We start from the raw sequence: 25,972 nt of genomic DNA on the forward strand, positions 1-25,972 counted from the left end.
TTAAGAAATCTTTACTTTTCTTTAATAAATGAATCAATTTCAAAAATCTGAGCCCTACGGGCTCAAGGCTTTTAAACACCAAAAAAAGGAGTACCTCCCCAAAATGTCTAAATAAGTAAGCACCACACAAACTTATAAGACTGGAGGAAGACTCCCTATGGCTATTATAAGACAAGGAAGCCTATTTGGACTACAAGAATTATACGATTTAGAACCTACCCATCGTTTTGAAGCTGTTTTTTCTGCTATCAACATTGAACCAATCTTCTCTGTGGTAACGAAGAAATCTCGTTTTGGTAGACCTGTTGAACTGAACTATGCAGCTATGATTTACTCTTTAGTTGCCCGATTAATGGAACGAATTCCTTTTATTAAAGATTTGGTGATGAGATTAAAAAATGACATGGTTTTCCGTCTAGACTGCGGATTTTTGGTTTCTGATACTGTACCTTCAGAAGCAGCTTATTCAAGAATGGTGACAATCCTCAGTGAATCTAACGTTCTTGAAAAGGTTAAGGAAACGATTCTTTATCAAGCCATTACAGAAGGATTTGTCACTGATGATACAGTAGCTCTTGATGCCACACACTTTGAAGCAAAAGATCAGGCACCTCAAAAAGAGGAAAAACCAAAAAACGAACCTAAGAAACGTGGGCGTAAATCGAAAGAAGAAAGAGAACAATGGTTGATTGAAAAAGCTGATCGCGAAACCAATCTACCTCTTTTTGAAAAGAAAATTGAAGAACAGTTAGACGTTACTTTAGATCATCTTCGTGCTGAAATTCCCAAAAACCCTGAGTGGGGTGTAAAGAAAAACAGCGAAGGAAAGAACGTATTTTGGTATGGATATAAGGCTCATTTAGCTGTTGGAACAAAAAGCCAATATATTCTTCAATCGCTTTTCTCTTCTGGTAATTTGAATGACGGAAAGGCTGCGATTCCTTTATTAAAAGGAATTCAAGAGCGTGTTCAACTTTCAACTTTACGGTACCATACGATGGATGCTGGGTATGATTACGAACCGATTTATGAACAAATTCACCGGATGGGTCACCAATCTGTTATTGCCTATAACAAGCGTAATGAACCTGAGATAGAAGGTTTTGATAAACATTTCGCCCCCACTTGTTTCCGGGAACACTCGTATCGATATGATAGTTTCGATCCGAAATACAAAACTCTCAAATATACACATCCAAAAGAATGTAAAAATTGCCCTTTAGCCAATGAGGGTATTTGCCAAAAGACCTATAAAATAAAAATCACGACAGATCTTCGAAAATATACAGCACCGGCCCGTGGTTCGAAAGCTTGGAAAACTGTCTTTAAACGACGTACCGCTGTGGAACGTGTGAATGCTTATCTCAAGTTATACTTTCAACTAGACAATGTTCGTTATCGAACAGGAAAGCGTGCCAAAGTTCATTTTGACTTAGTCACCTTAGTTTATAATGCCTCAAAATTAGCAGTTGATCGTATCAGAAAAATGTTAGAATGCCCGCAACAACAAGTAGCGTAGTTTTAAAAAATTGAATAAGTCCCGTTAGGGACAATCTAGACTTTTTTAAAAAAGGAAATTATGAAATTGATTCAAATGCTAAATAAATAAAAGTTAAACTAATACTAAGAAACCCGAAATATATCCCTAAAAATGGAAAACAGATATGAATCAAAAAGGGAAAGGTTGGTATTTATGGTTATTTCCTTTAAAGATGCTCAAGGTGGATTTAATAATTTGGTGATAGTAGAAAGCCATGGAGTAGTGACAACCAGTTTAAAAAATATAGAAACAGCATTAAAGACTCACAAAAGAAAATTAAAACGAATAAAGGCGAAACAAAAGTGAACGTAATGAAACTAACACATATAAACAAACTAGGAAAACTTTGAGATGATTCGTACCTGCTTAGGTTTAGAATAGGCTTGTCCTCATGAGATCTTCAGGAGAACAAAGCCTTTATTATCGTCTTTTAGCAAATGTTATAAAATATCCGTTGATTCTGCTCTCAACCTAAACCCATGACAGCTATTTCAAGTTTATTTTCCTTTTCTTTTTTTCATTTTATCATCCAATACCTTTATTCCATCCATTAATTTCTCTTTAGGGAGATTCAAATACAAATCCCCAATACTAATTTCAAAATAACTTGATGTCTCACTTACTTCCCTAACATAACTAGAAAGGCCGAGATTTTTTTCCTGGCAGATTTCAGTTAGAATGTGTTCCATATCTTCTTTTGACGCATCGAAATGAACATGAAACATATTGGATACAGGCACTTGTGGAATCGTTGACACGCCGAAGCATTGATTATATAACTCAGACAGTTCCATTGCTCCTTCAAAATACTGTTTCATTTTATCGATCCGCTGATCAAAATAATAGTTTGCACTGAGGAAATATGGATAAAGGCTGATTAAATCACCGCCATGGCGCCTTTTCCATATTTTCGACTTTTCCGTAAAGGCTTGATCGCCAGCCAAAATCGCTCCGGCAATAGCGCCAATACCTTTGTAGAAAGAAACATATACACTATCAAACAAATGGCAAATATCCGCTGCGGATTTTTTATAATATGGGAGAATTTCAAAAAGTCTTGCCCCATCCAGGTGCAATTTGATTCCTTTTTCCTTGCAATACGCAGAGATATCCTCTAACGTTTTATAGGATGGAAGCTGACCCCCTATTTCACGCTGCGGTAATTCGAGCAGCAAACAGGCCACATCCTCATTCATGCTTGTTACATCTTCTAGTTGTATGACTCTATTCTCATCCGCTAATAAGACGGTTTCAATTTGATGAAGTTCTTTTAATCCATCTTCCTCATGAATTTCTAAATGGCTTAATGGATGATAAGCTGCCTTCTTTATTCCTTTTTGATCGCACCAAATGCGAAGGGCTATTTGCTGGGCCATTGTCCCGCTAGGAAAAAATACAGCGGATTCTTTCCCAAGGATTGCGGCCATTTTATTCTGAAATTCTTCAATTACTTCCCCTTTACCATACATATCACTTTCCAAATTTCCATCCAATCCTTGGAATGCATCCTGCAAAACTTTCATGTTTCTGGCTCCATGGCCGCCCACTTGATATTTTGCATGTTTAAATGCATTCTGCAATGTATTTTGGCCGCTCATCTACCCCACTCCTATCAACGGTTGCAAAAATTTTACTCTACCCACATTTTACAATACACATCATCGCAATATGTATATTTTATGAGCCTGTTTGAAAATCATTTCAAGTTGTATTTTTTAAACGAATTCCTATATTAGGAAGTAATATATAATGTCATTTTCGCGAATTTTATTTTTTCCTACAAAATGATTTTATCGTTGTATAATATTGGTAATTAAGGAGAGTGAATAAAATATGAACCCTTTTGAATTAGTACTATTTATTTTTCCTATTGTGGTTATTGTAACTTCAGTTCTTGGGTTTTTATTGTTAAGAAAATGGTTTATTATGCCTTTTATAACAGCAATGTTTTTCACTATCTTAACGTTTACTGTCTTCAACGAAACTTTCTTTCATTGGGTTGTTATATACACACTTCTTTCCATCGCCATCTGTTTTCCAATGAAATTTATCAAGATGCGAAAACACTAAAGTATCTCATTGACTTTCCCACAAAAAAAGATGCACAAATTGTACATCTTTAATATTTCACTATGTAAAAATATATTTTAATTTTTTTATTTATATTGGAGTTACCATTAAGAATGCAGGATTATTTAAAGCGCTGGAGCCTCCATCCCGATATTTGCCCATTCTTCTCTTGCCGGCCCATATATGCCAGGAACTCTTAGTCCCGCTTGGCGCATAAGAACAGTCATTTGACCGCGGTGATGAATGATATGTTTAATCAGCAAGGATAGTGTAACTGCCTTAGGCATCTCCATACCGAATACATTGATCATGTCCTTCAACGTATCGTCTGTCCATTGTGTTTTAACGGCATGTGCTGTATCGGCGCAAACTTTACGAAATACCCCAGCCAGTTCTTTTGCAGATGCTGGAACGGTTGTTGCATTTTCTACTGGATCAACAGTTAATCCAAATTCCATGAGCATCCCGGGAGTACTTGTCACAATATGCCAGGCAATTCTTCCTAAGGTTCGATCATCTGTTGAAACCTTTTGTTCCAATGACTCATTTGTCAACGCATCCAATACATTTTGAGTTGAAGCTGCTTCTTGATTCCACTCTTTCATAAACTCTGCGATTGATGTATACAATTAAAACACCCTCCTTTAAAGTAATCATTTAAAAAGGAATAAGCCGTTGTACGGTTTATTCCTTCCAGACTGTCGACAAATCCGAAGGATTTCGGGTTTAAAATCGACAGTCTTTTTTGTTTGGCCATATTAAACTTGTCTGTTGATTTCCGTTCCAGGCGGCTTCGCTTTCCGCGGGCGGTTCGGGGAGCCTCCTCTGCGCTTTCAGCGCCTGCGGGGTCTCCCCTGTCCCGTACTCCCGCAGGAGTCTTCGCCGCCTTCCACTCCAATCAACAGAGTGTAAAAATCAATAATGTACATTAACACAGCCTTTTGTATAATTTATTTACAGAGAATTAATAGAGGTGGATGGAATGCTTTCGAAAAATACACAGATAAATCGTGACCAAATTGAAATGATTGCCTTAGATCAACTTGTACCTGCTGATCACTTGGTTCGCAAAATAGAAGCCGCAGTAGATTTTTCATTTATCTATTCATTGGTTGAAGATTTGTACTCAACTAAGCGCGGACGTTCAAGTATTGACCCTGTTGTATTAATTAAGATGGCTTTCATTCAATATACCTTCGGTATCCGTTCGATGCGTCAAACGATAAAGGAAATTGAAACAAATATGGCGTATCGCTGGTTTTTAGGATTTGGTTTTTATGATAAAGTACCCCACTTTTCAACTTTTGGTAAAAACTACGAACGTCGTTTTAAGGATACAGACTTATTTGAACAAATTTTCTACCGTATTTTAAAAGAGGCAGCAGATAAAAAGTTAGTTAGTTCGGAACATGTATTCATTGATTCAACTCACGTTAAAGCAAGTGCAAATAAACGCAAATTCGAAAAGAAAGTAGTTCGGAAAGAATCAAAAGCTTATGAAGCACGTCTTCAAGCAGAAATTAATAGTGATCGTGAAGAACATGGGAAAAAGCCCATCCCACCAGATAAATATGAAAAAGAAGAAAACAAAGAAATAAAAGAAAGTACAACAGATTCGGAGAGTGGTTACTATGTAAAAGACGAAAGGACAAAGCAATTTGCTTATTCATTTCATGCAGCCGCAGATAGAAATGGTTTTGTCCTGGGGACTATTGTAACTCCAGGTAACGTTCATGATAGTACAATGTTAGAGCCTCTAGTTGAAAAGGTCATTGAAAAATGTGGGAAACCTAATGCTGTAGCTGCTGATGCCGGATATAAAACACCTGCTATTGCTCAATATTTAATTGAAAATGAAATTCGCCCTGCTTTACCCTATACACGACCACGTACAAAGGAGGGATATTTGAAAAAGCACGATTATGTCTATGATGAGCACTTTGATTGTTACATATGTCCGGAAGGACAAGTTCTGGATTATAGAACGACTACTAAGGAAGGTTATCGACAGTACATCTCTAATCCTGTTATATGTAAGGATTGCCCACTTCTAGCACAATGTACACAAAGTCAAAATCATCAAAAGCTCATTCAACGACATATCTGGGAACCATATCTTGAAGAGGCTGAACATCTTCGTCATACAGAAGAGAATAAAATAATATATGCACGTCGTAAAGAAACAATTGAACGTGTATTCGCGGATGCGAAAGAAAAGCATGGTATGCGATGGACAACCTTAAGAGGTCTTAAAAAATTGTCCATGCAGGCGATGCTTACTTTTGCTGCTATGAATTTAAAGAAGTTGGCTACATGGACTTGGAAAAGTCCAGAAATGGCATAAAAATAGACCCCGCCGGGGTCTACCTTAAGAAAAATCAAACAGAAAAATCCCAATTTTAGAAAAGGGCGCCAGAATCGGAACTTTTGAAATGCCTTTTGTCTACAATCTGAAAGGAATAAGCCGTTGTACGGTTTATTCCTTCTTTATGGCTTTAGAACGTTCTTATTGAAGCTGTTGAGAAATTTGGCTTAATGCATCTCCTGCTTCATTAATGTGGATATCGACTGTAGCCAGGTCACCAATCGCACAAATACCAACCATTTCTCCATTTTGTACAACTGGAATACGGCGGATTTGATGATCTGCCATCATACGGGCACATTCATGTGCATCTGTATCCGGTGTACAAGTAATAACCTCAGACGTCATGACATCGTGACAGTGGATGGAGTTGCAGTCTTTTCCATCAGCAACACAGTTGATGACAATATCGCGGTCTGTGATCATTCCTACTACTTTTTTTCCTTCACAAACTGGTACAGAACCACAATTGACATCACGCATTATTTTTGCCGCTGCGGCCACTGGCTCATGAGGGGTGCATACCTTTACTTCTTTAGACATAATTTCTCTCACTGTGGTCATTTTCATTTCCTCCCTTTCTGTAGTCATTTCGTTTGACCAGTTTAGTTTCTCCATTATGAATTGAAAAATGTATGAGGTAGATTTTAATATTATTTAAGCATCCCCTTTCATTTCTTACTTTTAGGCGAAAACCTACTTGCTTCATTCTTTTTTTATTGAAATATATTTTAAATCCAACCATTAGTTTACATAACATAATTATTGTATATAGTTTTTTGTTGGATATTTTTGGATCTGACTTCAATTTAGTACTTTCCAGTTGACATATTATCAGAACAGGTGTAATTTTATTTTTAGTTTAAAATTTTAGAATATTCTTATCTAGAGAGGTGGAGGGACTGGCCCTTGGAAGCCTCGGCAGCAGACTCTTTTAAGTACTGTGCCAATTCCAGTAGCGAATGCTAGAAGATAAGAAGAGAACCCATTGTGTTAATCACCCCCTCTTCTTATTTTTTTGAGAAGAGGGTTTTTTAATTTTTAAGGAAAGTAGGAATTTTTAATGACAAAAACACTATTGAAAGCTCCATTTAAAGCCGATCATGTAGGAAGTTTTTTAAGAACGGAGCCTATTAAAGAAGCTAGAAAGGCTTTTGCTAACGGACAAATCGATCGTGCTGCCTTAAAGGCTGTAGAAGATAAGGAAATATTGAAATTGGTTCAAAATGAAATTGCTGCTGGGCTCAAGTCAATCACAGACGGCGAGTTTAGACGTGCTTGGTGGCATTTGGATTTTTTAGCCGGTTTAGACGGTGTGGAAGAGTTTGAAACAGAGTACATCAGCCATTTTCAAGGTGCAAAAACAAAGAATAAAGCTATAAAAGTTGTAGGTAAAGTGGACTTTAACGGACATTATATGATTGAGCACTTCAAATTCTTAAAAGAAGCCGTTGATAAATATGGTGATGGTAGCCAAGTGGCAAAATTTTCCATTCCAAGTCCAAATATGTTGTTTACTCGCATTCAAGGTGATGAGTATTATAACGGTAATAAAGAACAGTTCTACCAAGACACCGTTGCGGCATACCAAAAAGCCATTCAGGCATTCTATGATGCAGGCTGCCGTTACCTTCAATTAGATGATACTTCCTGGATTGATTTTGTTTCGGAGGAGCGGATTCAAGCGATTGTGGAAAAAGAAGGTCAAGACGTCAAAGACATTATCGCTACAAGAGTAAATTGTTTAAATGACGCCATTTCCAAAAAACCTGAAGATTTGTTAATTACGATGCACATTTGTCGCGGAAACTTCCGATCTACCTATATTACAAGTGGAGGTTACGATGTTATTTCAGATGCCATATTCGCAAACTTGAACGTAGACGGCCTCTTCCTGGAATATGATGATAGTCGTTCTGGTGATTTTGATCCATTAAAAAGATTTAAACGCGATAACTTGACCGTTGTATTAGGATTAATTACATCCAAATTCGCCGAACTCGAAGATGCTGAACGCATTAAACAAAGAATAAATGAAGCAAGTCAATCTATTCCATTAGAAAACCTTGCGTTAAGTCCACAATGTGGGTTTGCCAGTACGGAAGAAGGAAATATTTTAACCGAAGAGGAGCAATGGAATAAAATCAGACATGTCGTAAGCATTGCTGAAAGTGTTTGGGGAACCATTTAAATTTCATCTTATTTTTTGGCTTTGTTATTATTCATTATTGATTTTCGTGGTGTAGGTAAGAAAATTCATAGGCGGAGAATTTCCGGCTAATGTATGTAGAGGAAGTTTAAGAAGAAGATATTAGCGGAGATATTCCGATTAACTGCTCTAAATAAGACAAAATCCAAAAATTTAGATAATATAAAAGGAAAAACTTCCTTTATTTTTAAGGAAATAGGGGTATTTCCCAATTCAAACGGAATTTTACCGTTTATTTTTCAAACACAGTGAAATCATCATTCAGCTATAAAAGAGCCTATTTTTTAGAAACCTCCTTCCCGTTCATCGCCGGAAGGAGGTTTTTTCATCTGATGATGTTCGGCGATTCTATTATTCGCTGCTATTCTTGTGTAAAATCTACCTCCCAATCCTCCTTCATTAGACACATACTCTTGCTAAAGGTAATAAAGACCCAGAATATTCCCCATGTTAGTCCAATAAATATTAGTATAGATCAAACAATAGGGGGTTTTATTTTGCGAAATAAGAAAATCTATGGATCACTTTTGCTTGCAGGAGTGCTAGCGACCGGTTTGCTAGCCGGATGCGGCACCAGCTCCAGTAAATCAGCATCCTCTCAGAATAATGATTCTGCCCAAACGATCAGGGTAGCCGCCGATACAACCTTCCCTCCTTTCGAATCGGAAAAGGATGGAAAGGTTCAAGGATTTGACATCGATATGATTAATGCAATTGCAAAGAAGGAAAATCTGAATATCCAGCTTTCTACCATGCAGTTCACGGGGCTGATCCCTGCCCTTCAGGCGCAATCCATTGATGTTGCAGTTGCGGGGATTACCATTAAAAAGAGCCGGTTAAATGCCGTTGACTTCTCAAACGCCTACTACAAGTCAGGAATTTCTGTTTTAACTAAAAAGAATGCTTCTTTTAGTAGTGTAGATGACTTAAAAAACAAATTGGTGGCAACGAAAAAAGGAACTTCGTCTGTTGACTTATTAAAATCTAAAGGTATACCGGCTCAAAATATTAAGCAATTCGATAATATCAACGATGCATACAGTTCACTGGTTAGCGGCGGCGCAGATGCTGTTGTTTTTGATAGCCCGGTCAATCAAGACTATGCTAACACTCATAACGATGTTCATGTCATTCAATCGATTCCGACTGGAGAATATTACGGTATTGCTGTCGTTAAAAATCATCCCGACCTATTGAAAAAACTGAACGACGGTTTGAAAGCCATTAAAGACGATGGTGAATATGCGAAACTATTTGACAAGTACTTTGGCGGGGATCAAAGTGGTGTCGTTCAAGATGAGCTTGCTCCGGATAAAGTTGCTTTGGATGAATAATCTTTTAATAATTGCGGCGTAGCTTATTTGCTACGCCTTTGAGTGTAGCAATGGTTACGAACTATTACATTTCTCGAGGGGGTTTTTCTTTGCATGCCTGGAATATTATGGTGCACGCCCTGCCGCAATTATTACAGGGACTGGGACGCACTGTTGAATTTTCTTTAATTGCTATTTTACTAGGGATGATTTTCGGTTTAATATCCGCTTTATGCAGACTCTCCCGTTTCCAAATCTTGCGGGGAATCAGCTGGTTGTACGTTGAGGTATTCCGTGGGACACCTCTGTTGGTTCAGCTTATTTTTATCGCATTCGGACTGCCGACAGTGATTCCATTAAATGACTGGTTTGGCCCGAGAGTTTATCCGCTTATAGCTGCCGCAATCGGACTTGCCTTAAATGAAGGAGCATATATTACGGAGATTATTCGGGCTGGGATCCTCAGTGTGGACCGCGGGCAAAGTGAAGCTGCACACAGCATTGGGATGTCGCGATTTCAAGCCATGCGCTACATCATTTTGCCTCAAGCCTTTAAACGGATGATCCCTCCTCTCGTCAATCAATTTGCCCAAACCATAAAGGATACATCATTATTAGCACCGATTGCGATTGTTGAACTCCTTTATACTGGACAAATTATTGTGGCCGAAAATTTTGCCGGATTTCAAATTTACGGAGAGATTGCCCTCCTGTATCTTGTCATTATTTTTACCATTACCCGTTTTGCTGGTTACTTGGAGAGGAGGCTGCAGATTGATAAACGTTGAGCATTTAAAAAAATCTTTTGGTGCGTTGAATGTTCTAGATGATCTTTCTGTCAATATCCTGCCGCAAGAAGTAGTTGTTGTAATTGGGCCATCTGGAAGCGGCAAAAGTACCTTTTTAAGGTGTTTAAATGGTCTTGAAACCGCTTCAGGAGGAAGGATCACCATCAGTGGCACTGATATTACCCACCCTAAAGTCAATATCCATCAGGTTTGTCAAAAAGTTGGAATGGTTTTTCAGAGATTTAATCTATTTCATCATTTAACGGTTCTGGATAATATTACAATCGGGCCAAGGAAGGTACTAAAAATGTCAAAAGAAGAAAGTGAAGTACAAGCCCGCACCCTGCTCAGTAAAGTTGGTCTGTCTCAAAAAGAAACAAGCTATCCGGATGAATTATCCGGAGGGCAGCAGCAGCGTGTCGCAATTGCCAGGGCGCTGGCCATGAAACCGGAGGTCATGCTGTTCGATGAACCAACATCTGCCCTTGATCCCGAAATGGTGGGAGAAGTGTTAAAAGTAATGAAGGATTTGGCAAAGGAAGGTATGACCATGGTTGTCGTTACCCATGAGATGGGATTCGCCAAAGAAGTTGGGGACCGGGTATTATTTATGGATGAAGGCGCCATTATCGAGGAAGGAAAACCTGATGTATTATTTACCGGACCGAAGAATGAACGTACTAAAAGCTTTCTTAGTAAAATATTACACTAATATAATTGAAAAAAATGCAGGCTGGAAGATTCCTACCTGCATTTTTTGCGGATGACTATCTCATGTAATGCCAATCCTTATAGACTTTACCGTTCATTTCAATCATCACATGCTTAATTTGTGTATAGTCTTCTAGTGCATAGATGGACATGTCTTTTCCAAAGCCGCTTTGTTTATAGCCCCCGTGAGGCATTTCCGAAACAATGGTTATATGATCATTGATCCAAACTGTCCCTGCTTGAATTTTTGCCGACATGCGATTGGCTTTAAATACGTCTTTTGTCCATACTGAAGCAGCTAAGCCAAACGGTGTGTCATTAGCCAGTTCCACTGCCTGTTCTTCTGTTTCGAAAGGTAATACAACCAATACGGGTCCAAATACCTCTTGCTGCACAATTTCAGAGTCTTGCGTGGCATTCACAATCACTGTCGGCAGGAAATAAGCACCGTTTGCTAAATCCGGATGCTCCGGCCGCTTCCCTCCCGCTGCTATTTTAGCACCGTTTGCAACAGCCCGCTGAACATATCCTTCCACCTTGTCGCGGTGATCGAATGAAATTAAGGAGCCCATTTCCGTCTGGCGGTTCATAGGAAGCCCAACACGAACCCGCTCAATACGATTGACGAACCGCTGAACAAATTCTTCATATATTGAAGCCTCCACATATATGCGGGTAGCAGCGGTACAGTCCTGCCCCGAATTAATAAAACCGCCCATGGCTGCCCCTTGAATAGCTGCCTCTATATCTGCATCCGCAAAAATGACAAAGGGTGCTTTGCCGCCCAATTCCAAATGCAGCTTTTTCACAGTTGAAGCAGCCTGAGTCATAATCCTCTTACCGGTCTCCGTATCTCCTGTAAGAGAAATCATCCGAACATCTGGGTGGCGAACCAGCGCATCACCAACGGTTTGCCCTGGCCCTGTGATGACATTTAAAACACCTGCTGGTATTCCCGCTTCTTCCGCAGCCCGTGCCATTTCCAAGGTAGTAAGCGGTGTTATGGATGAGGGTTTGATCACCACCGTATTTCCAGCAGCTAATGCCGGGCCAAGTTTCCAAACACCCATATTCATTGGATAATTCCAAGGAGAAATGAGACCGATGACACCCAGAGGCTCTCTGCGAATTGAGCTTTGATGTCCAGGTACGTATTCCATTGTTGCCATCCCCGGAAGAACCCTTGCTGCCGAAGCAAAAAAGCGCAAATTATCAATCGAAAAAGGAATATCAAACGTTTCCGTCATGATGATTGGTTTGCCTGTCTGCCTTGTTTCTAACTCAGCGAATTCAGGAGCACGCCTCTCCAGAATATCGGCCCATTTATTCAGCAGGGCTGCCCGTTCTCCAGGCCCTAAATCTGCCCAGGCAGGAAAAGCCTGTTTTGCCGAACACACAGCCCTGCCAAGTTCTTCTGTTCCGCACTTTGAAACTTCTGCGATAACATCTCCTGTCGCAGGATTTATAACCGTAAATGTTCTTTTTGTATCGACCCATTTTCCATCAATATAACTGGTATATCGTTTAACCATTATAATTCTCCCTTCAAAAATACTCTATTTCACTCGTTGTCCCCCGATTCCGCATCAGCTAAAATTTTGCCTACTTGTTCCAAACGTCCAGGTTCCTGAGCCAATTTTTGAATAATAATAATTCCAACAATAACATATACAACTATGATATATGGAAACCAGTTGTAAGGCGCAGCCGGTACAGGATAAAGGGTGCCAATGAGTGGAATAAATAGGATAAGAGCTCCGACTATTGGCAAAATAAAATGTTTAAACAATTGGCGTTTTCCTCCCTGCTGCCTTGCCTGGAAGCGGACATATCCGAAGGCAGCCAGCATATAAACAGGAATGATGCCCAGTGTCAGCAGAGCCCCTAGATACCCATACGTATTGGAAGGTCCTACAGACAATCCCATTACAAGCAAAAGAATAATAGAGACGATCGATTGAATGATAATGGCGTTTGTTGGCGTATTATATTTTTTGTGCACTTTGCCAACTGATGCAGGTAATATCTTTTCACGTCCTACAACGTAAATAACGCGTGCCACCGCGTTGTGCACATTTATCGTTACAGCTAGAATGCTGCTTAAACCTGCCAGCGCAACAAATGCTACCAAAACCTCGTTCCCATATTTCACAGACAATGTTACGAATGGCGAGGGATCCGAAGCAAGTGCTTTCATATTGGCAAGGCCAAATCCATTCACTTCCGCAAATGTTGAAAAACAATAGATTATACCAACTAAAAGTGTGGAGCCAATCAATGCCCTGTAAACGTTCTTCCCTGGTTCACGTACTTCCTCTGCCAAAGTTGTGGCTGCTTCAAATCCTACAAAGGAAAGAATACCGTACACCATTCCCAAAGCAATCCCTGAGAAACCTGTTGGACTTAACGATGGATTAAACACACTAGCGTGTATTCCGTTAAATCCACCCTTAACAAGAATGATCATACACAAGATTAATAGGACGCCGACTTCAGCCAGGAATAGAATCAGGCTTAGTTTTAGGGACTGTTTAGCACCTATCCAGGATAAAACTAGTACCACTAACCAAGAAGCCAGAGCAATCAAAACCCAAGAGATATGAATATGAAGATAAGTGTTCATCAGTGTACTTGCCGTAATTCCAAACAATGCTTCTTCTGCCGGTTCAAGCGTGCTGTATCCGATAAATAGGAGCCAGCCAGTAATGAAGCCTGTTCTGGGTCCAAATCCCTTACTCGAGAACGTATAAAACGCCCCTGCACTCGGTGCCAGCTTACTAAAATCTCCAATCGTATTTGCTAGAATTAAACAGGCAATAAGTGAAATAAAGAAGCTGATCGGCATGGCTGCTCCGGCGAATCCCGCTGCATATCCCGTATTAAAGTACATCGACACCGCCGGTCCCATTGTACCAGCAGACATAATAACCGCATCCCAGACGGAAAGGTTTCGTACAAGTCGCTGAGGCCGTGAAGGTTTACCATTGTTATTGTTTACCGGTAAATCACTCATACTTTTCTCAACCTCCTAGAATGATGACTGCTTTTCTAGAACACTTGGAAAAGAAACAAACGGGTTGATCATTCGATATAATCTCTGTTTCATATTTCCTCTCCTCCTATTTTCGGAATTTTCCGACTAATAAACATACAGAAGTGAAACAAAAAATTCAGTTGGCTGTCCATTTTAATCGTACAATCAACGAAATGGTTTCGCATTAGACAACATGTAAGGTATTAGGTTATTTCATTTTTACAAATTGGCAGTTCTATTTTCCTTCATTCTGATCAAATAAACCCCAAAATTTCGATATATTATGTCCCGCTAAAGAACATAACCTGATATAGTAAAATTATATATATATTAGAATATTTATGTTATATTTTCCTTATCTTTGTTGGTTATAGAAAAAAACTGGAACCACTGCACTTAATGATGAAATGCTATTTTTTATTTTATATAGAAAGTTGGCTTGGTATGGAAACAAAAGTACAAACAGATCATGGATGGAATAAATTAGGTCAATTTCTTCAAATGAATGAACAGGCATTTTTAGATTTGTGGGTAGAACAAATTATTGTGCACAGTAAAAATGATAATATAGAATTAATCAGAAAAAACGGCTCATTAATGTTCGAATTAATAACAAATTCCATTGTCAATAAATTATCAGAGAACGATTTAAAAACATTGGCACACAAAGTGGCCAAAGAACGTGTCGAGGCCAATATTAACTTTGGTGAATTTGTTTATAATATCAATCTGGGCAGAAGCATTCTTATTAAAAGTGTGACCACCTCGGAAATCACCATGGAAGAGTTACGACCGATTATCGACTTAATCAATAGACAGTTTGATTTATTCTGTTATTTTAGCGGTTCCAGATACACTGAATTAAAAGATATCAAACTACAAGAAAAGAACTTATTTATTTCTCAAACACACAAGGATCGCCTGGCGATTCTTGGGCAAATGTCGTCTAGCTTTGTACATGAATTTCGAAACCCCCTTACTTCTGTAATGGGATTTATTAAACTTTTAAAGAACGAATACCCAAAGTTACCTTATTTAGACATTATTACAAAAGAGCTTGAACAACTAAAATTTAGAATTACCCAATTCCTTCATACTTCCAAAATGAACACCGTTAACGAAAGTAAGAATGAAGAAATTACGATTAAATATATATTGGAGGAAGTAATTGACTTCCTATATCCCAGTATTGTCAGCAGCAATATACAAGTGAACTCTAATATCGATGCGAACACAAGGGTAACTGGAGATCGTAATGAGCTAAAACAAGTTTTTCTAAACCTTTTAATGAATGCGGTGGATGCCGTTAGCGAAGAAGATCAAGTACGAAAAATCAGCATCTGTACAAAAGTGGACCATGACGAAATAACGGTTATGATCTCGAATAATGGACCTGCCATAAATTCTGATGAAGTTAAGTTTATTTTTGAACCGTTTTACACGACGAAGAAATTAGGGACAGGAATCGGTTTATTTGTTTGCAAAAATATTATTGAAAAACATAACGGAAAAATTAATTGCAGCTCTAATGAAGATCTAACTGTGTTTCAAATTACGCTGCCTATCAATAAAATGGATGAAAAAGAAGTGTAAACGATCCATTTTTCCCTACTGTACATAGTAAAGGATTCATTTTCTTTCATGTCCTAATTACAAGAGCATCTATGCAAATCTGAAACAAAAGATGCTCTTGCAAATGGATCCTAGAGCCATCCTCACTACTGATTCTCACTTTAACTAAACGCTCGTTACTTGATCCTCGGTGAACTTTTCCCCTTCTTCCGTAACTAATACATCGCTACTTCCTTCACTCCGCTGTTTTTCCCCCTATCTTGTACCTAGAACTTCTGATTCCTTTTGTTCATTAACAAGCTTTGTTACTTATTCTTTATTTATTTAAGATTCCACCTTCTACAATTACTTTTTTCCATAAAAAAACACTTGATACCTAAAAGACATTCAAGTGCTTTATAAAGAGCTATATTTAGTATTTTTTGTAATGTTATCTGGACCACTAAACATATTAATCCCTTATGTAGAACATGGTTATAACTCCATGAAAGAACAACCATCATTAGTAGGTGTTTTTTTATATTGCGATTTTTATGGGATTATAGAAGGTTAGTACCGCCATCTTTTGGAAAGTTCTTCAATGTGATGTGGACTTGTTCGGCAGCATCCTCCAATCAACCTTGCTCCTGCTTGGTACCATTCTTCAGATTGCAGTTTGAAACTATCACATAATTCTTGACCATGCCATGTTTTTGTTTCTGGATTATAGGTTTCCCCTGAATTCGGATATACAAGAATAGGCTTACTCGTATTCGCACTCAACTCCCGGATGGCATTAGTAACATATGTTACTGGAGCACAATTTAAACCAATGGCACTAATTTGTTTATATTCTTCAAAAACCTGTGCACACTCCGTAAGTTTTGTACCATCACTAATTTCTTTTTCATTTTTCAAAGAAAAGGATAGCCAAGCATAAGCCTCTGGAAATTCTCTTAATAAGGAAGATAAGACTTTGGCTTCTTGCAGAGAAGGTATCGTTTCAAATGCTAATAAATCTGCACCCGCTTCAATCAAAGCTGCTATTCTAGAACGGTGGAATTCTACTAATCTTTCATCTGTGACACCGTAATTTCCCACATACTCTGAACCATCAGCAAGGTAAGCTCCATATGGTCCAACAGATGCAGCTACCAATGGCTTAGGCCGATTATGTTGCGTATTTTCCTTCCAAAAATCATCTCTTGCCCTTCTTGCCAGCAACACCGTTTGCTTAATTAATTCTAAAGCTTCTATCTTTTCTATTCCTCGTGCGGAAAAACCATCAATCGTTGCTTGATAACTTGCCGTGATGGCACAGTCCGCTCCAGCACAAAAATAATCATAATGAACCTGATAAATCAATTCCGGATTTTCAAGTAAAACACGTGCGGACCATAGAGGATCATCCAAATTACATCCATGTGACTCCAGTTCTGTAGCTAATGCTCCATCAAGAAGCATAATGGAATGTTGGGATAAAATAGTATTAATTGGGTTGATTTTGTTGGACATAATTTGCGCCTCTTTTCTTTCGATTTTGTGTAAGATAATAGCTGCCGTAGCAGAGCAATATAAATGGAATACCGCAATATAAAGCTATTCGTTGTGTAGGATCAAATGCAATTCCAATACATGATGCAAGACATAAGACAAATGATACAATTGGAACCAACGGGTAGAGTGGAGTACGATAGACCAAGTCGTCAATTAAATTTCCTTCTTTCAAAAATTGTCTGCGAAATAGGAACTGCGAGGCACTAATACTCATCCAAACGACAACCACAGCCAGACCGGAAATGGATACAAGCACAATGTACACGGTATCTGGTGCAACAATGCTTGAGAACAAAGCTAAAGCTCCACCTAACATACTGAAAATAACACCATTGATTGGAACACCTTGTTTTGTCATTTTTGCAAACATGGGTGAGATTGTTTTCTTATTTGCAAGTGACCAAAGCATTCTCGAGGAAGCATAAAGTCCTGAATTGGCAGCAGATAAAATCGCTGTTAGGATAACAAAGTTCATAATATCTGCAGAGTACGGCAGCCCAATGCGTTCAAGAACTGCAACAAATGGGCTCTCTAATACTCCTGCATCGTTCATTGGCAATAATGCAGATAACACTACGATTGTTCCTATAAAAAAGAAAATCAATCTCCATAAAGTGGTGCTAATTGCCTTCGGGATTGTTTGCTCCGGATTCGCCGTTTCTCCAGCTGCGATCCCGATTAATTCCGTTCCCGAAAAAGCAAAATTAACCGCAAGCATTGTCATGATAATGGCGAAAGCACCATTAGGAAACAAGCCTGCTTTTATCAAGTTAGAAAAGAAAGGTGCTGAGTTTGAATGTGACATTGGAAGGACTCCTACCATTGCGGCTATACCTAAAACAATAAAGATCACTATGGCAATTACCTTTATAGATGAGAACCAAAATTCAGTTTCAGCGAAAAACTTAACAGTAAATATATTAAATATAAAAATTAAAGTGGCAAAAAAGGCACTCCATATCCAAACATTGATCGACGGAAACCATCTTTGCATAAGCATCCCCGCAGCAGTAAATTCAGAACCTAATGCAACAGTCCACGTTAACCAATACAACCAGGCAACTGTATATCCTGTTCCAGGTCCGATATATTTAGCGGCAAAGCTATGAAATGCACCAGTTTCAGGCATATGTACAGAAAGCTCCCCCAAACATAGCATAACTAAATAAACTACTAATGCACCTATTAGATAGGACAGGATCGTACCGAACGGACCAGCCTGTTGAATTGTATAGCCCGAACTTAAAAATAATCCAGTTCCAATGACGCCGCCAAGCGAAAGCATGACAATATGACGCGTTTGCATTTTCCTTTGAAATTCTTGCTCATTTTTGTTCTCCATTTATACTCTCCTTTGCTGCTATCCAGAAAAAACAAAAAAAGCACTCAAAAAATGAGTGCTCTACTGACAAATAAAAACAGGACGCTCTTATCTATCAGGTTTATCACCCGCTGGAATTAGCACAGTATCTTAAGCAGACCTGTTGCTGAGGTTTCATAGGGCCAGTCCCTCTACCTCTCTGGATAAGAAATAATTTTTTATAACCTTATCAATCAATTTAAGAATTGTCAATACCCTCAGTATATTCAGAAAAATAGTTTATCCCTAGAAATACAAATAATATATTAAAAAATCTAATTTACTTATAAGAAGGCTTCTCCTCTTCTCTTTCCAAAGAAAAAAACGCTGTCCAAGTGATAACAGCGTTCTCTCTATTTTAAGTAGTATTTTTTCTTCTTTTTAAGGTACTCTTTTTCACACTTAAGAAGTGTATATTTAATATCATTGCCTTTTTTCTTTTTTTGCTCAATAACTTCCCATTGGGAACCTTTCAGTTTTAAATGAATCATCACATTGGTATGATCAAATGTCTTGTATAAAAAATAGGATTCCATTGGTCGAACATATAATTTCGGCAAGCCGCGGGATGCGACGTTAAAATGCTGATTTAAAGATTGATAGTGCCCATCATTTACATTGCCGCCGTAAATTAAGTTTGCCGCATCCAAATCCCGATCCGTTACTTCAATAAAACCATTGTCCTCCAAATCCAGGTTGAAGCTTGTGATAATGTCCTTCATCACAAGCTTGCTGTATTGCTCATCCCGGAGATTGCTTTTTTCTCTACATTCTGCCGATATCCTAGGAAAATCAGCATGAACCAGAATGGAAGATACGCTGAAAATCAGGACAAACCCGAACATGATTATAGTTGATCCCTTCATTCATAACCCCTTCAAATATTGTTTGTGGATATTATTCAGCAGGGAAACGAAAATTATTCTTTGCTAGTTAACCAATTAGTTTTATCCCACTAAAAATAACAATGGCTGCGACGACTGCTCTGAGTGGTTTTGTTGGAACCTTTGCTGATAAGGTACTTCCCATTAGTACTCCAGGAATGGAGCCGATTAATAAATTTCCTACAAGGACATAGTTTACACTTCCTGCATTTGCGTGAAGCAATCCTGCAACTGTTACTAATAAAAAAGCATGTGCTATGTCTGTACCAACTAATTCAGAGGCACTTAAACGATAAAGATACAGCATCGCAAGAGCAAATAAAGAACCAGACCCTATAGAAGTAAGCCCTACGATAAAACCAAAGATCGCCCCGATGCCAATTGTTAAACCTCGTTTTTCTTCTATTTGTTTTAATTGCCATCGATTCGGTCTAATTTTCTTATCAAAAAAGGTTCGAATTAAAATAGCAATGGCAACTAATACAAGAACGTAACCTAATGCATGTTGAATAATTTTTTCTTGATTATGATAGACTGATTCAAATAGGTGAAGAATTCCTATTGCTGCCACTGCACTTGGGATACTTCCCATTGCAAGGTACTTCATTAACTTGAAGTTTATCGTTTTTTGCTTCCAATGTTGAATAACCCCGAATAATTTCGTTATGGAGTTATAAAGTAAATCAGTTCCCACCGCAATAGTAGGATGAATCCCCGTCATAATCAGAATAGGTGTTAAAAGGGCAGCACCGCCAACACCGGTCAGACCCACTAAAAATCCCACGATTAGTCCCATAACTGCAATTCCAATACTCATACTGTATTCCCCTCTATAAACCCTAGTATTTTTATATGAATTATAGAGTATAGTTGTTTGATTGTAAAACATTTTCTGAATTTTTCCAACAAACACTTCGTACTACTGGTTGAAAAAAAGAATAACTTTACCAGAACTTTACAATACCTATAATTACTAATTAAAAAAGTATTCTTCCGTTATGATGAATACTAAAAAAAAGAGCAAATTAAGAAAAAGAATTCATGATGAATTGCTTATTTTTTTGCAATTAAATTACCTAGTTTTCCCATTAATGAAATAGAAATTTATACTCATACTAAAATTGGGGAGGTTTTCAGCATATGAATTTTACTTGGTTATTAGGGCTATTCATCTTATCTCAGCAAGTATACATGCCGCAAAGTTTAGAAATTACCAGCAACGGGAAGCCTATTTCCATTGTTAAACCTACTGAATTTCCTGTATTCCCCTTTATTCATTCCGAAAAACTTAATACCATTATGGACGATCTTGATAAACGTGTTTACAAAGAACCTAAAAATGCTAGGGTGGATAAAAACGGCAATATCCTTCCAGGGCAGCCTGGTTACCGTTTAAATCGTCAAATTTTTACTGAAAAAATGTATTCTTATTATTTTAATCACAGTCCATCTAAATTAGAGGTCCCCTTATTAACAGTTTATCCAAGAGTTGACAGTGAATTAATGGGAAATATACGAAGCGATAAAATTGGGGAGTATATAACATCGTTCAATTACGATAGTAGACAAAGAAATAATAATATTTATCTTGCGGCAGAAGCGATTAATAATTTTGTTCTTTTCCCCGGTGAAACTTTTTCCTTTAATAAAGTTGTTGGTCAAAGAACTGCTGAAAAAGGATATTTACCTGCACGAGTAATCATTGAGGGGGAATTTTCAGATGATATTGGCGGAGGAATCTGTCAAGTCTCATCTACTCTGTTTAACGCAATAGATAACGCGGGTTTAAAAGTACTGCAGCGTTCCTCACACAGCAGAGAGGTTTCATATGTACCACCAAAGCGTGATGCGACGGTCAGTTGGAATGGACCGGATTTAATTTTTAAAAACGAATACAATCAACCCATCCTAATTCAAGCTAAAACAGTAGATAATAAGCTGAAAATTGAGGTATATTCTTCCGATGTTATTCAATTTAAGCCTAAAAAAGTTCCCTATCTTCCTAATGAACAAAATGTCCCCAAGTAAGGTTTTTACTTGGGGACATTTTGGTTGAAATATTCTCTAATTCTCAATTTTGTCTTTCGGGTCATTTTGCTTCCATATCTCCATCGCGATCATGATACAACCTAAGGCAACAAGAAATCCATGAGCGACTCGCAGTGAGTGCCCGGCAAAAAATTGTGGGATATATAAAGAAATTCCGAAAGCATATGGAAGCCCCCACCATTTCATGTATATTCCAGATTTCCAAAAAGTGATGGCCAAAAAAATGGAGGAAATGGCGAGAAGCAAGAGTCCTATTAGAAACATGATAAGCCCTGGACCAGAACGGACAACATTGGCAAGTCTAACTAATTCTATACTCTGCTTTGTCAGCGCCTCCTGTCCTATTGCGTGTAAACCGAAGGCTTCCCCTCCGTAAAATGGTAATGTTAAACCAACTCCAAGAATGCAGAATACAAACGCTATATACGAAAGTTTATGGAAAGAAAGCCCTTTTATTGATAAATGAAAATTGAGAAACCCCAATAGTAATAATGTGAAAGCAACCATAGCAAACATGTGAGCTATTAACCAATTCGTTGATCCGAAAGCAGCAGCTCCTGCTAAGGTCGTTTCATCAGAAAAAGGACGAATGATCGGATAAAGTACAAATAATATTCCTGAAATCACAAAAGATACTGCACTAAATCGATTATAAAACATGATCGTAATCCCCCCATCAATTGAAAGTTTTTCATGACTCCATTAAACAGGCCGGTAAAAATAAATCTTGATAAAATATCCAAATATCGTTTTCTTGGAAATTTGGAATTCAAACACTAAACAACTTTTTTTTCATTTTAATATATATTAGTTTGAATAGATGTAATTTTTATGTAAATTTTGGTTTCCCTTTCCATCTTTATTCAATAAAAAAACTCCGATAAAAAATCGAAGTCTAATTGTCCTATTTCATTGCCAAAAATGAGCATGATGATAATGAATACAATAACTTCATTGATTGACCATGCTCAAAATTTCCTTGGCTACCAGATCCGGCCGATATTGATGTACATAATGTTCAGAATCTTCTACTATGATTTGTTTACCCGATACTGACCATTTCGTTAATGCCGCCTGACTTTTTAACCAGACTTTGTCTTGCTTTCCAAAATTCCCTGCAGTGATAACCGTCAAGGGAATGTCCAAAGGCTTCTTACCATTCAGCACTTTCCGCGCGTTAAGTTGACTTCGTTGCATTTCCTCCGTGATATTTTTGTTATTGGCCTTTAGAAGGGTGGAAATTCGATCAAGATCTTTCAGTTTATTAGGTAACTTTTTTAGACTATTTCGCTCGCTTGCTACTGATTCCGCAAACCCATGAATATGATAAAGTGCACGGGCCACACCAGATTGAACAATAAACCGTTGAATGTACGAAACCGCTGTTAAAGGTGTTTGATTTGCGTAATATTCAGGACTTCCGCCATCCAGGAGTACAATACCCTTTACTTCACTCGGATATTTTTGAGCAAAACGAATTGTCTCAAGGGAACCAAGTGAATGTCCAACTAGGATGTATGGCGGTTTTATTTTGGCTTTTAATAATAATGAATGGGATTCTTCCACGATGTTATCAATATCACGTTTGCGATTTGTCAAATCACTATAGCCATAACCAAACCGATCAATGACAGCATAGCGGGCTTGTTCATTGATTTCATTGTACAACGGATAATAGTCAACGTAAGGATTGACGGTTCCCCATCCAGCATTAAAAATGATTGTCACTTTTCCATTACCACCAGAATAAACATGCATTTTTCGACCAAAGACATTGTACAGTTGTCCAGGAGGCTTATATTTCGGCAGATCATTATGAACGCCCACCCATTGATAAAGGAATCCGCCCCCAAATATAACAACCAAAAAGCCCAGCCCATACATCGATACTTTTTTCAACCATCTCCGTTTTCTTTTTATTTCCATCCTCCCCCCTAAGTATCTTAAAAGATGATAAGTGAAGTTATATTCGTATTGTACTGCATGAAACATATATAATTGTGTAAATATTAAGTAAATTATCGATTTTGCATTTTCTTTAATCTGAGCATTATTTGTTATTAATAAAGATCACCTATATGGTAACGAATTCTTTCTCTTCTTTTACCCGCAAAAAACCCCCAGCCGTCCTCCAGGATCATGATGTCTTGGAATGAAGCTGGGGGTTTATTACATTTCTTTTAAACTGTGAACAGGACTTTATTTTGCTTGAGTTAAATCGTATAAAGTAACACCATCAACTGTGACGGACTTGAAATTGTTTTGAATCCAATTTATGATTTCAGAATTTGAGCTTCCGCCCATTGGACCATTTTGAAAACTATTTTTAGAGTCACTGTTGGTTGTTTCTCTATTTGATCTGCTTTTAGAAGTATTGCCGCCCATTCGATCAAAGCCTCTTCCAGAGTTAATGAAATAATGAATTTTTCCTTCACTCACGTATTTTTTAAATTGTGAGAGTGTAGGAGTCGGATCACTGCCTGTAAAGCCGCCAATATCCATAATAGGTTCTCCTGTTGCAAGCTGATATGGAGCAGAAGATTGTGAACCTACTGTTGCAGCAACCCAAGTGTATTTCGAAGCATTTTGCTTCAACAGGTTCACGATGGCACTTCCCGGTGTTTCGTTTGAACCTCCTGGACCACCTTGATTGAAGTTTCTAGAATTATTACCATTGAAACCACCAATACTTGAATTTCCAGGATTACTCCAGTTGGTAGCACCAGGGCCTGCATTACTTGAGTTAATTCTGTTAGAAGCACTAGTTGCATTATTACCTGAGTTATTTCCGTTGAAACCGCCAAAGCTTGAATTTCCAGAGTTCCCCATTGGTGTATTCGATGAATTGGCGCCAGGTGGCATTTGACCGCCTCCAAAACGTCCAGGGAAACCTTCACCAGTTGTTGTCGGACCAGCAGTTGGCATTGATCCTGTATGTGGTGTGGCAATTGTTTGTATCGTAAAAGCAAACGGCCCAGCCAAACTGGCAGCCAATGCAGCTGCGGCTACACCAATCATTACTTTTTTGCCTAGACGTTGGCCAAATATGATGGCAATAGCTGCCAAACCACCCAATACTACGACCACTATTCGCAGCCAAGGGTTCCACGCAGGTGTACGATCAAGTAAGACAAACGCCCAAGCGGCAGTCGCTGCAATAGCAGCAGCTAAACCTATACGGGCAACCAATTGTTCTTGTCGTTTCCAAAGAACTTCAGCACCAATCCCTATGATTGCACCAATGGCTGGTGCCAGTGCGATCGTATAGTATGGGTGAATGGTTCCTTGTCCAAAACTGAACACAATACCTGTGACGATGAATGTGCCGCCCCATAAAAGCATGGCCGGAACAGTACGATCACTTTTCCAATTTCTGCGGACAAGCCATACTGCCACAACCAAAAGAATGAGTGCTGCTGGTATTAACCAAGAGATCTGTCCTCCCATTTGCGAGTTAAAAAGACGTGTTAAACCAGTGGTTCCGCCAAAATTCCCACCACCGCCAGGGCCACCCATGGCATGGCTTGTTATATCGCCACTTTGTGAACCAATATTAGCTGCATGACTTGCCATTTCACCGCTAGGAGCTCCCATGCCGCCTTTTTGCCCGCTGCCAGACTCATTTCCAGTAAGCCGGCCCAAACCGTTGTATCCGAAAATAAGATCAAGAATACTATTTTTCTGTGAACTGCCGATATATGGTCGATTTGCAGCTGGTACAAGCTGTACTATTGCCACCCACCAACCAGCTGATACCACTACAGAGACCGCACTAATGATGATTTGTACCAGACGGCGGCGAACCGATACAGGAGCGAAAAATAGATAGACTATCACAAAAACCGGAATAATAAAGAATGCTGCAAGCATTTTTGTTAAAAATCCAAAACCAATAAAGACGGAAGCCCACACAAGCCACTTTGTTTTCCCTTCCTCAAGTGCTCTTGTAAAGGCATAGGCGCTCGCCGTAAGCAGAAGAATGAGTAGCGCGTCAGGGTTATTAAAGCGAAACATGAGTGCGGCTACAGGTGTCATTGCAAAAATAACTCCTGAAAGCAGTGCTGCTCGAGCGCTAAACCAACGGCGAACGGTCATGTAGAGAATCCAAACAGTGATTACACCTTCAATTGCCTCAGGAACAAGCATACTCCAGGAATTCATACCGAAGATCCTAGCTGACAACTCCATTACCCACAAGGATGCGGGCGGCTTATCGACGGTAATAAAGTTTGATGCATCAATCGAACCGAAAAAGAACGCCTTCCAACTTTTTGTACCCGCTTGAACAGCAGCACTATAAAATGAATTGGCCCAGCCTGATTGTCCTAGCCCCCCTATATATGCTATTGCCGTCAACACCAATAAAATAATCAGCGCAGACCTTTCCCATGGCGGATCCCCTTTTCTGCCTCGAAACAATGTCGAGAATAAACTTTGACTCTTCTGAGCTTTATCTGACACTTCATTTTGAATTTCATTTTTACTATTCATATTTTGAACCTTCTCTCCTTTACCTTAAAATGCCACTCCCCTAAAGGAAG

General features: G+C 38.6%; 21 protein-coding genes and 2 riboswitches. Of the genes, 9 read left to right on the forward strand and 12 right to left on the reverse strand.

Translation table 11 applies throughout. The features are described 5' to 3' along the window. The first annotated feature begins 157 nt into the window (after positions 1-157). Positions 158-1,519 (forward strand): IS1182 family transposase, encoded by a 1,362-nt coding sequence (locus HPT25_RS21950; RefSeq protein WP_173060338.1) that lies wholly within the window; start codon positions 158-160, stop codon positions 1,517-1,519. A gap of 518 nt (positions 1,520-2,037) precedes the next feature. On the opposite strand, the gene HPT25_RS21955 is transcribed toward HPT25_RS21950, so the two are convergent. Further along, positions 2,038-3,138, reverse strand: a complete 1,101-nt coding sequence (locus tag HPT25_RS21955; RefSeq protein ID WP_173069267.1) for a threonine aldolase family protein — start codon at positions 3,136-3,138, stop codon at positions 2,038-2,040. Positions 3,139-3,373: 235 nt separating this feature from the next. Between HPT25_RS21955 and HPT25_RS21960 the strand changes: the two genes are divergently transcribed. Next, positions 3,374-3,610: a DUF2651 family protein gene (locus HPT25_RS21960; protein WP_173069270.1), complete on the forward strand. Its 237-nt coding sequence runs from the start codon at positions 3,374-3,376 to the stop codon at positions 3,608-3,610. 125 nt (positions 3,611-3,735) lie between these two features. On the opposite strand, the gene HPT25_RS21965 is transcribed toward HPT25_RS21960, so the two are convergent. After that, positions 3,736-4,239 carry a DinB family protein gene (locus HPT25_RS21965; RefSeq protein ID WP_173069273.1) on the reverse strand — a complete coding sequence of 168 codons (504 nt, stop codon included), beginning with the start codon at positions 4,237-4,239 and terminating at the stop codon, positions 3,736-3,738. Between the two features lie 353 nt (positions 4,240-4,592). Between HPT25_RS21965 and HPT25_RS21970 the strand changes: the two genes are divergently transcribed. Then, positions 4,593-5,954 carry an IS1182 family transposase gene (locus HPT25_RS21970; RefSeq protein ID WP_173058723.1) on the forward strand — a complete coding sequence of 454 codons (1,362 nt, stop codon included), beginning with the start codon at positions 4,593-4,595 and terminating at the stop codon, positions 5,952-5,954. 162 nt (positions 5,955-6,116) lie between these two features. Here the strand turns inward: HPT25_RS21970 and HPT25_RS21975 are convergent, their stop codons facing one another. Further along, a complete protein-coding gene (locus tag HPT25_RS21975) occupies positions 6,117-6,539 on the reverse strand; it encodes a CBS domain-containing protein (RefSeq protein WP_173069276.1) in 423 nt (140 codons plus the stop codon). Between the two features lie 314 nt (positions 6,540-6,853). Next, a riboswitch (SAM riboswitch) is annotated at positions 6,854-6,954 on the forward strand. An 84-nt stretch (positions 6,955-7,038) separates the two neighbouring features. Here HPT25_RS21975 and HPT25_RS21980 point away from each other — a divergent pair. The 4 genes from HPT25_RS21980 (at position 7,039) to HPT25_RS21995 (ending at position 10,997) form a co-directional block, all read left to right on the forward strand. Next, positions 7,039-8,166: a 5-methyltetrahydropteroyltriglutamate--homocysteine S-methyltransferase gene (locus tag HPT25_RS21980; protein WP_173069279.1), complete on the forward strand. Its 1,128-nt coding sequence runs from the start codon at positions 7,039-7,041 to the stop codon at positions 8,164-8,166. A 515-nt stretch (positions 8,167-8,681) separates the two neighbouring features. Beyond that, on the forward strand, positions 8,682-9,518 hold the full coding sequence (locus tag HPT25_RS21985) for a basic amino acid ABC transporter substrate-binding protein (RefSeq protein WP_173069281.1): 837 nt from the start codon (positions 8,682-8,684) through the stop codon (positions 9,516-9,518). Between the two features lie 89 nt (positions 9,519-9,607). Next, a complete protein-coding gene (locus HPT25_RS21990; protein WP_246277261.1) occupies positions 9,608-10,285 on the forward strand; it encodes an amino acid ABC transporter permease in 678 nt (225 codons plus the stop codon). Beyond that, positions 10,272-10,997 carry an amino acid ABC transporter ATP-binding protein gene (locus HPT25_RS21995; protein ID WP_173069284.1) on the forward strand — a complete coding sequence of 242 codons (726 nt, stop codon included), beginning with the start codon at positions 10,272-10,274 and terminating at the stop codon, positions 10,995-10,997. Before HPT25_RS21990 ends, HPT25_RS21995 begins: the two co-directional genes overlap by 14 nt. Positions 10,998-11,052: 55 nt before the next feature. Here the strand turns inward: HPT25_RS21995 and HPT25_RS22000 are convergent, their stop codons facing one another. Next, positions 11,053-12,528: a gamma-aminobutyraldehyde dehydrogenase gene (locus HPT25_RS22000; protein WP_173069287.1), complete on the reverse strand. Its 1,476-nt coding sequence runs from the start codon at positions 12,526-12,528 to the stop codon at positions 11,053-11,055. A 29-nt stretch (positions 12,529-12,557) separates the two neighbouring features. Next, positions 12,558-14,009, reverse strand: a complete 1,452-nt coding sequence (locus HPT25_RS22005; RefSeq protein WP_173069290.1) for an APC family permease — start codon at positions 14,007-14,009, stop codon at positions 12,558-12,560. Positions 14,010-14,474: 465 nt separating this feature from the next. Here HPT25_RS22005 and HPT25_RS22010 point away from each other — a divergent pair, with 465 nt between their 5' ends. Continuing rightward, a complete protein-coding gene (locus HPT25_RS22010) occupies positions 14,475-15,623 on the forward strand; it encodes a histidine kinase N-terminal domain-containing protein (protein ID WP_173069293.1) in 1,149 nt (382 codons plus the stop codon). Between the two features lie 528 nt (positions 15,624-16,151). Here HPT25_RS22010 and mmuM read toward each other — a convergent pair. The 4 genes from mmuM to HPT25_RS22030 form a co-directional block, all read right to left on the reverse strand. Further along, positions 16,152-17,096: a homocysteine S-methyltransferase gene (gene mmuM, locus HPT25_RS22015; RefSeq protein ID WP_173069296.1), complete on the reverse strand. Its 945-nt coding sequence runs from the start codon at positions 17,094-17,096 to the stop codon at positions 16,152-16,154. Next, positions 17,071-18,480, reverse strand: a complete 1,410-nt coding sequence (gene mmuP, locus HPT25_RS22020; RefSeq protein ID WP_173069299.1) for an S-methylmethionine permease — start codon at positions 18,478-18,480, stop codon at positions 17,071-17,073. Before mmuP ends, mmuM begins: the two co-directional genes overlap by 26 nt. Before the next feature lie 84 nt (positions 18,481-18,564). Next, positions 18,565-18,669: riboswitch (SAM riboswitch) on the reverse strand. A 182-nt stretch (positions 18,670-18,851) separates the two neighbouring features. Further along, on the reverse strand, positions 18,852-19,364 hold the full coding sequence (locus HPT25_RS22025; RefSeq protein ID WP_173069302.1) for a hypothetical protein: 513 nt from the start codon (positions 19,362-19,364) through the stop codon (positions 18,852-18,854). Positions 19,365-19,431: 67 nt separating this feature from the next. Beyond that, positions 19,432-20,199, reverse strand: coding sequence for a sulfite exporter TauE/SafE family protein (locus HPT25_RS22030; RefSeq protein WP_173069304.1), 768 nt, complete (start codon positions 20,197-20,199; stop codon positions 19,432-19,434). A 323-nt stretch (positions 20,200-20,522) separates the two neighbouring features. On the opposite strand from HPT25_RS22030, the gene HPT25_RS22035 reads away from it, so the two are divergent. Next, a complete protein-coding gene (locus tag HPT25_RS22035; RefSeq protein ID WP_173069307.1) occupies positions 20,523-21,410 on the forward strand; it encodes a VanW family protein in 888 nt (295 codons plus the stop codon). Between the two features lie 36 nt (positions 21,411-21,446). Here HPT25_RS22035 and HPT25_RS22040 read toward each other — a convergent pair whose 3' ends face one another. The 3 genes from HPT25_RS22040 to HPT25_RS22050 all read right to left on the reverse strand — a co-directional run bounded on the left by HPT25_RS22040 (position 21,447) and on the right by HPT25_RS22050 (position 25,922). After that, the gene (locus HPT25_RS22040) at positions 21,447-22,091 is read right to left on the reverse strand and encodes a hypothetical protein (RefSeq protein ID WP_173069310.1); all 645 of its coding nucleotides are present in this window, start codon (positions 22,089-22,091) and stop codon (positions 21,447-21,449) included. Between the two features lie 291 nt (positions 22,092-22,382). Then, a complete protein-coding gene (locus tag HPT25_RS22045) occupies positions 22,383-23,357 on the reverse strand; it encodes an alpha/beta fold hydrolase (RefSeq protein WP_173069313.1) in 975 nt (324 codons plus the stop codon). Positions 23,358-23,630: 273 nt separating this feature from the next. Next, on the reverse strand, positions 23,631-25,922 hold the full coding sequence (locus tag HPT25_RS22050) for an ArnT family glycosyltransferase (protein ID WP_173069316.1): 2,292 nt from the start codon (positions 25,920-25,922) through the stop codon (positions 23,631-23,633). Positions 25,923-25,972: the final 50 nt, after the last annotated feature.

It is taken from the genome of Neobacillus endophyticus, assembly GCF_013248975.1.
Taxonomy (GTDB): domain Bacteria; phylum Bacillota; class Bacilli; order Bacillales; family Cytobacillaceae; genus Neobacillus; species Neobacillus endophyticus.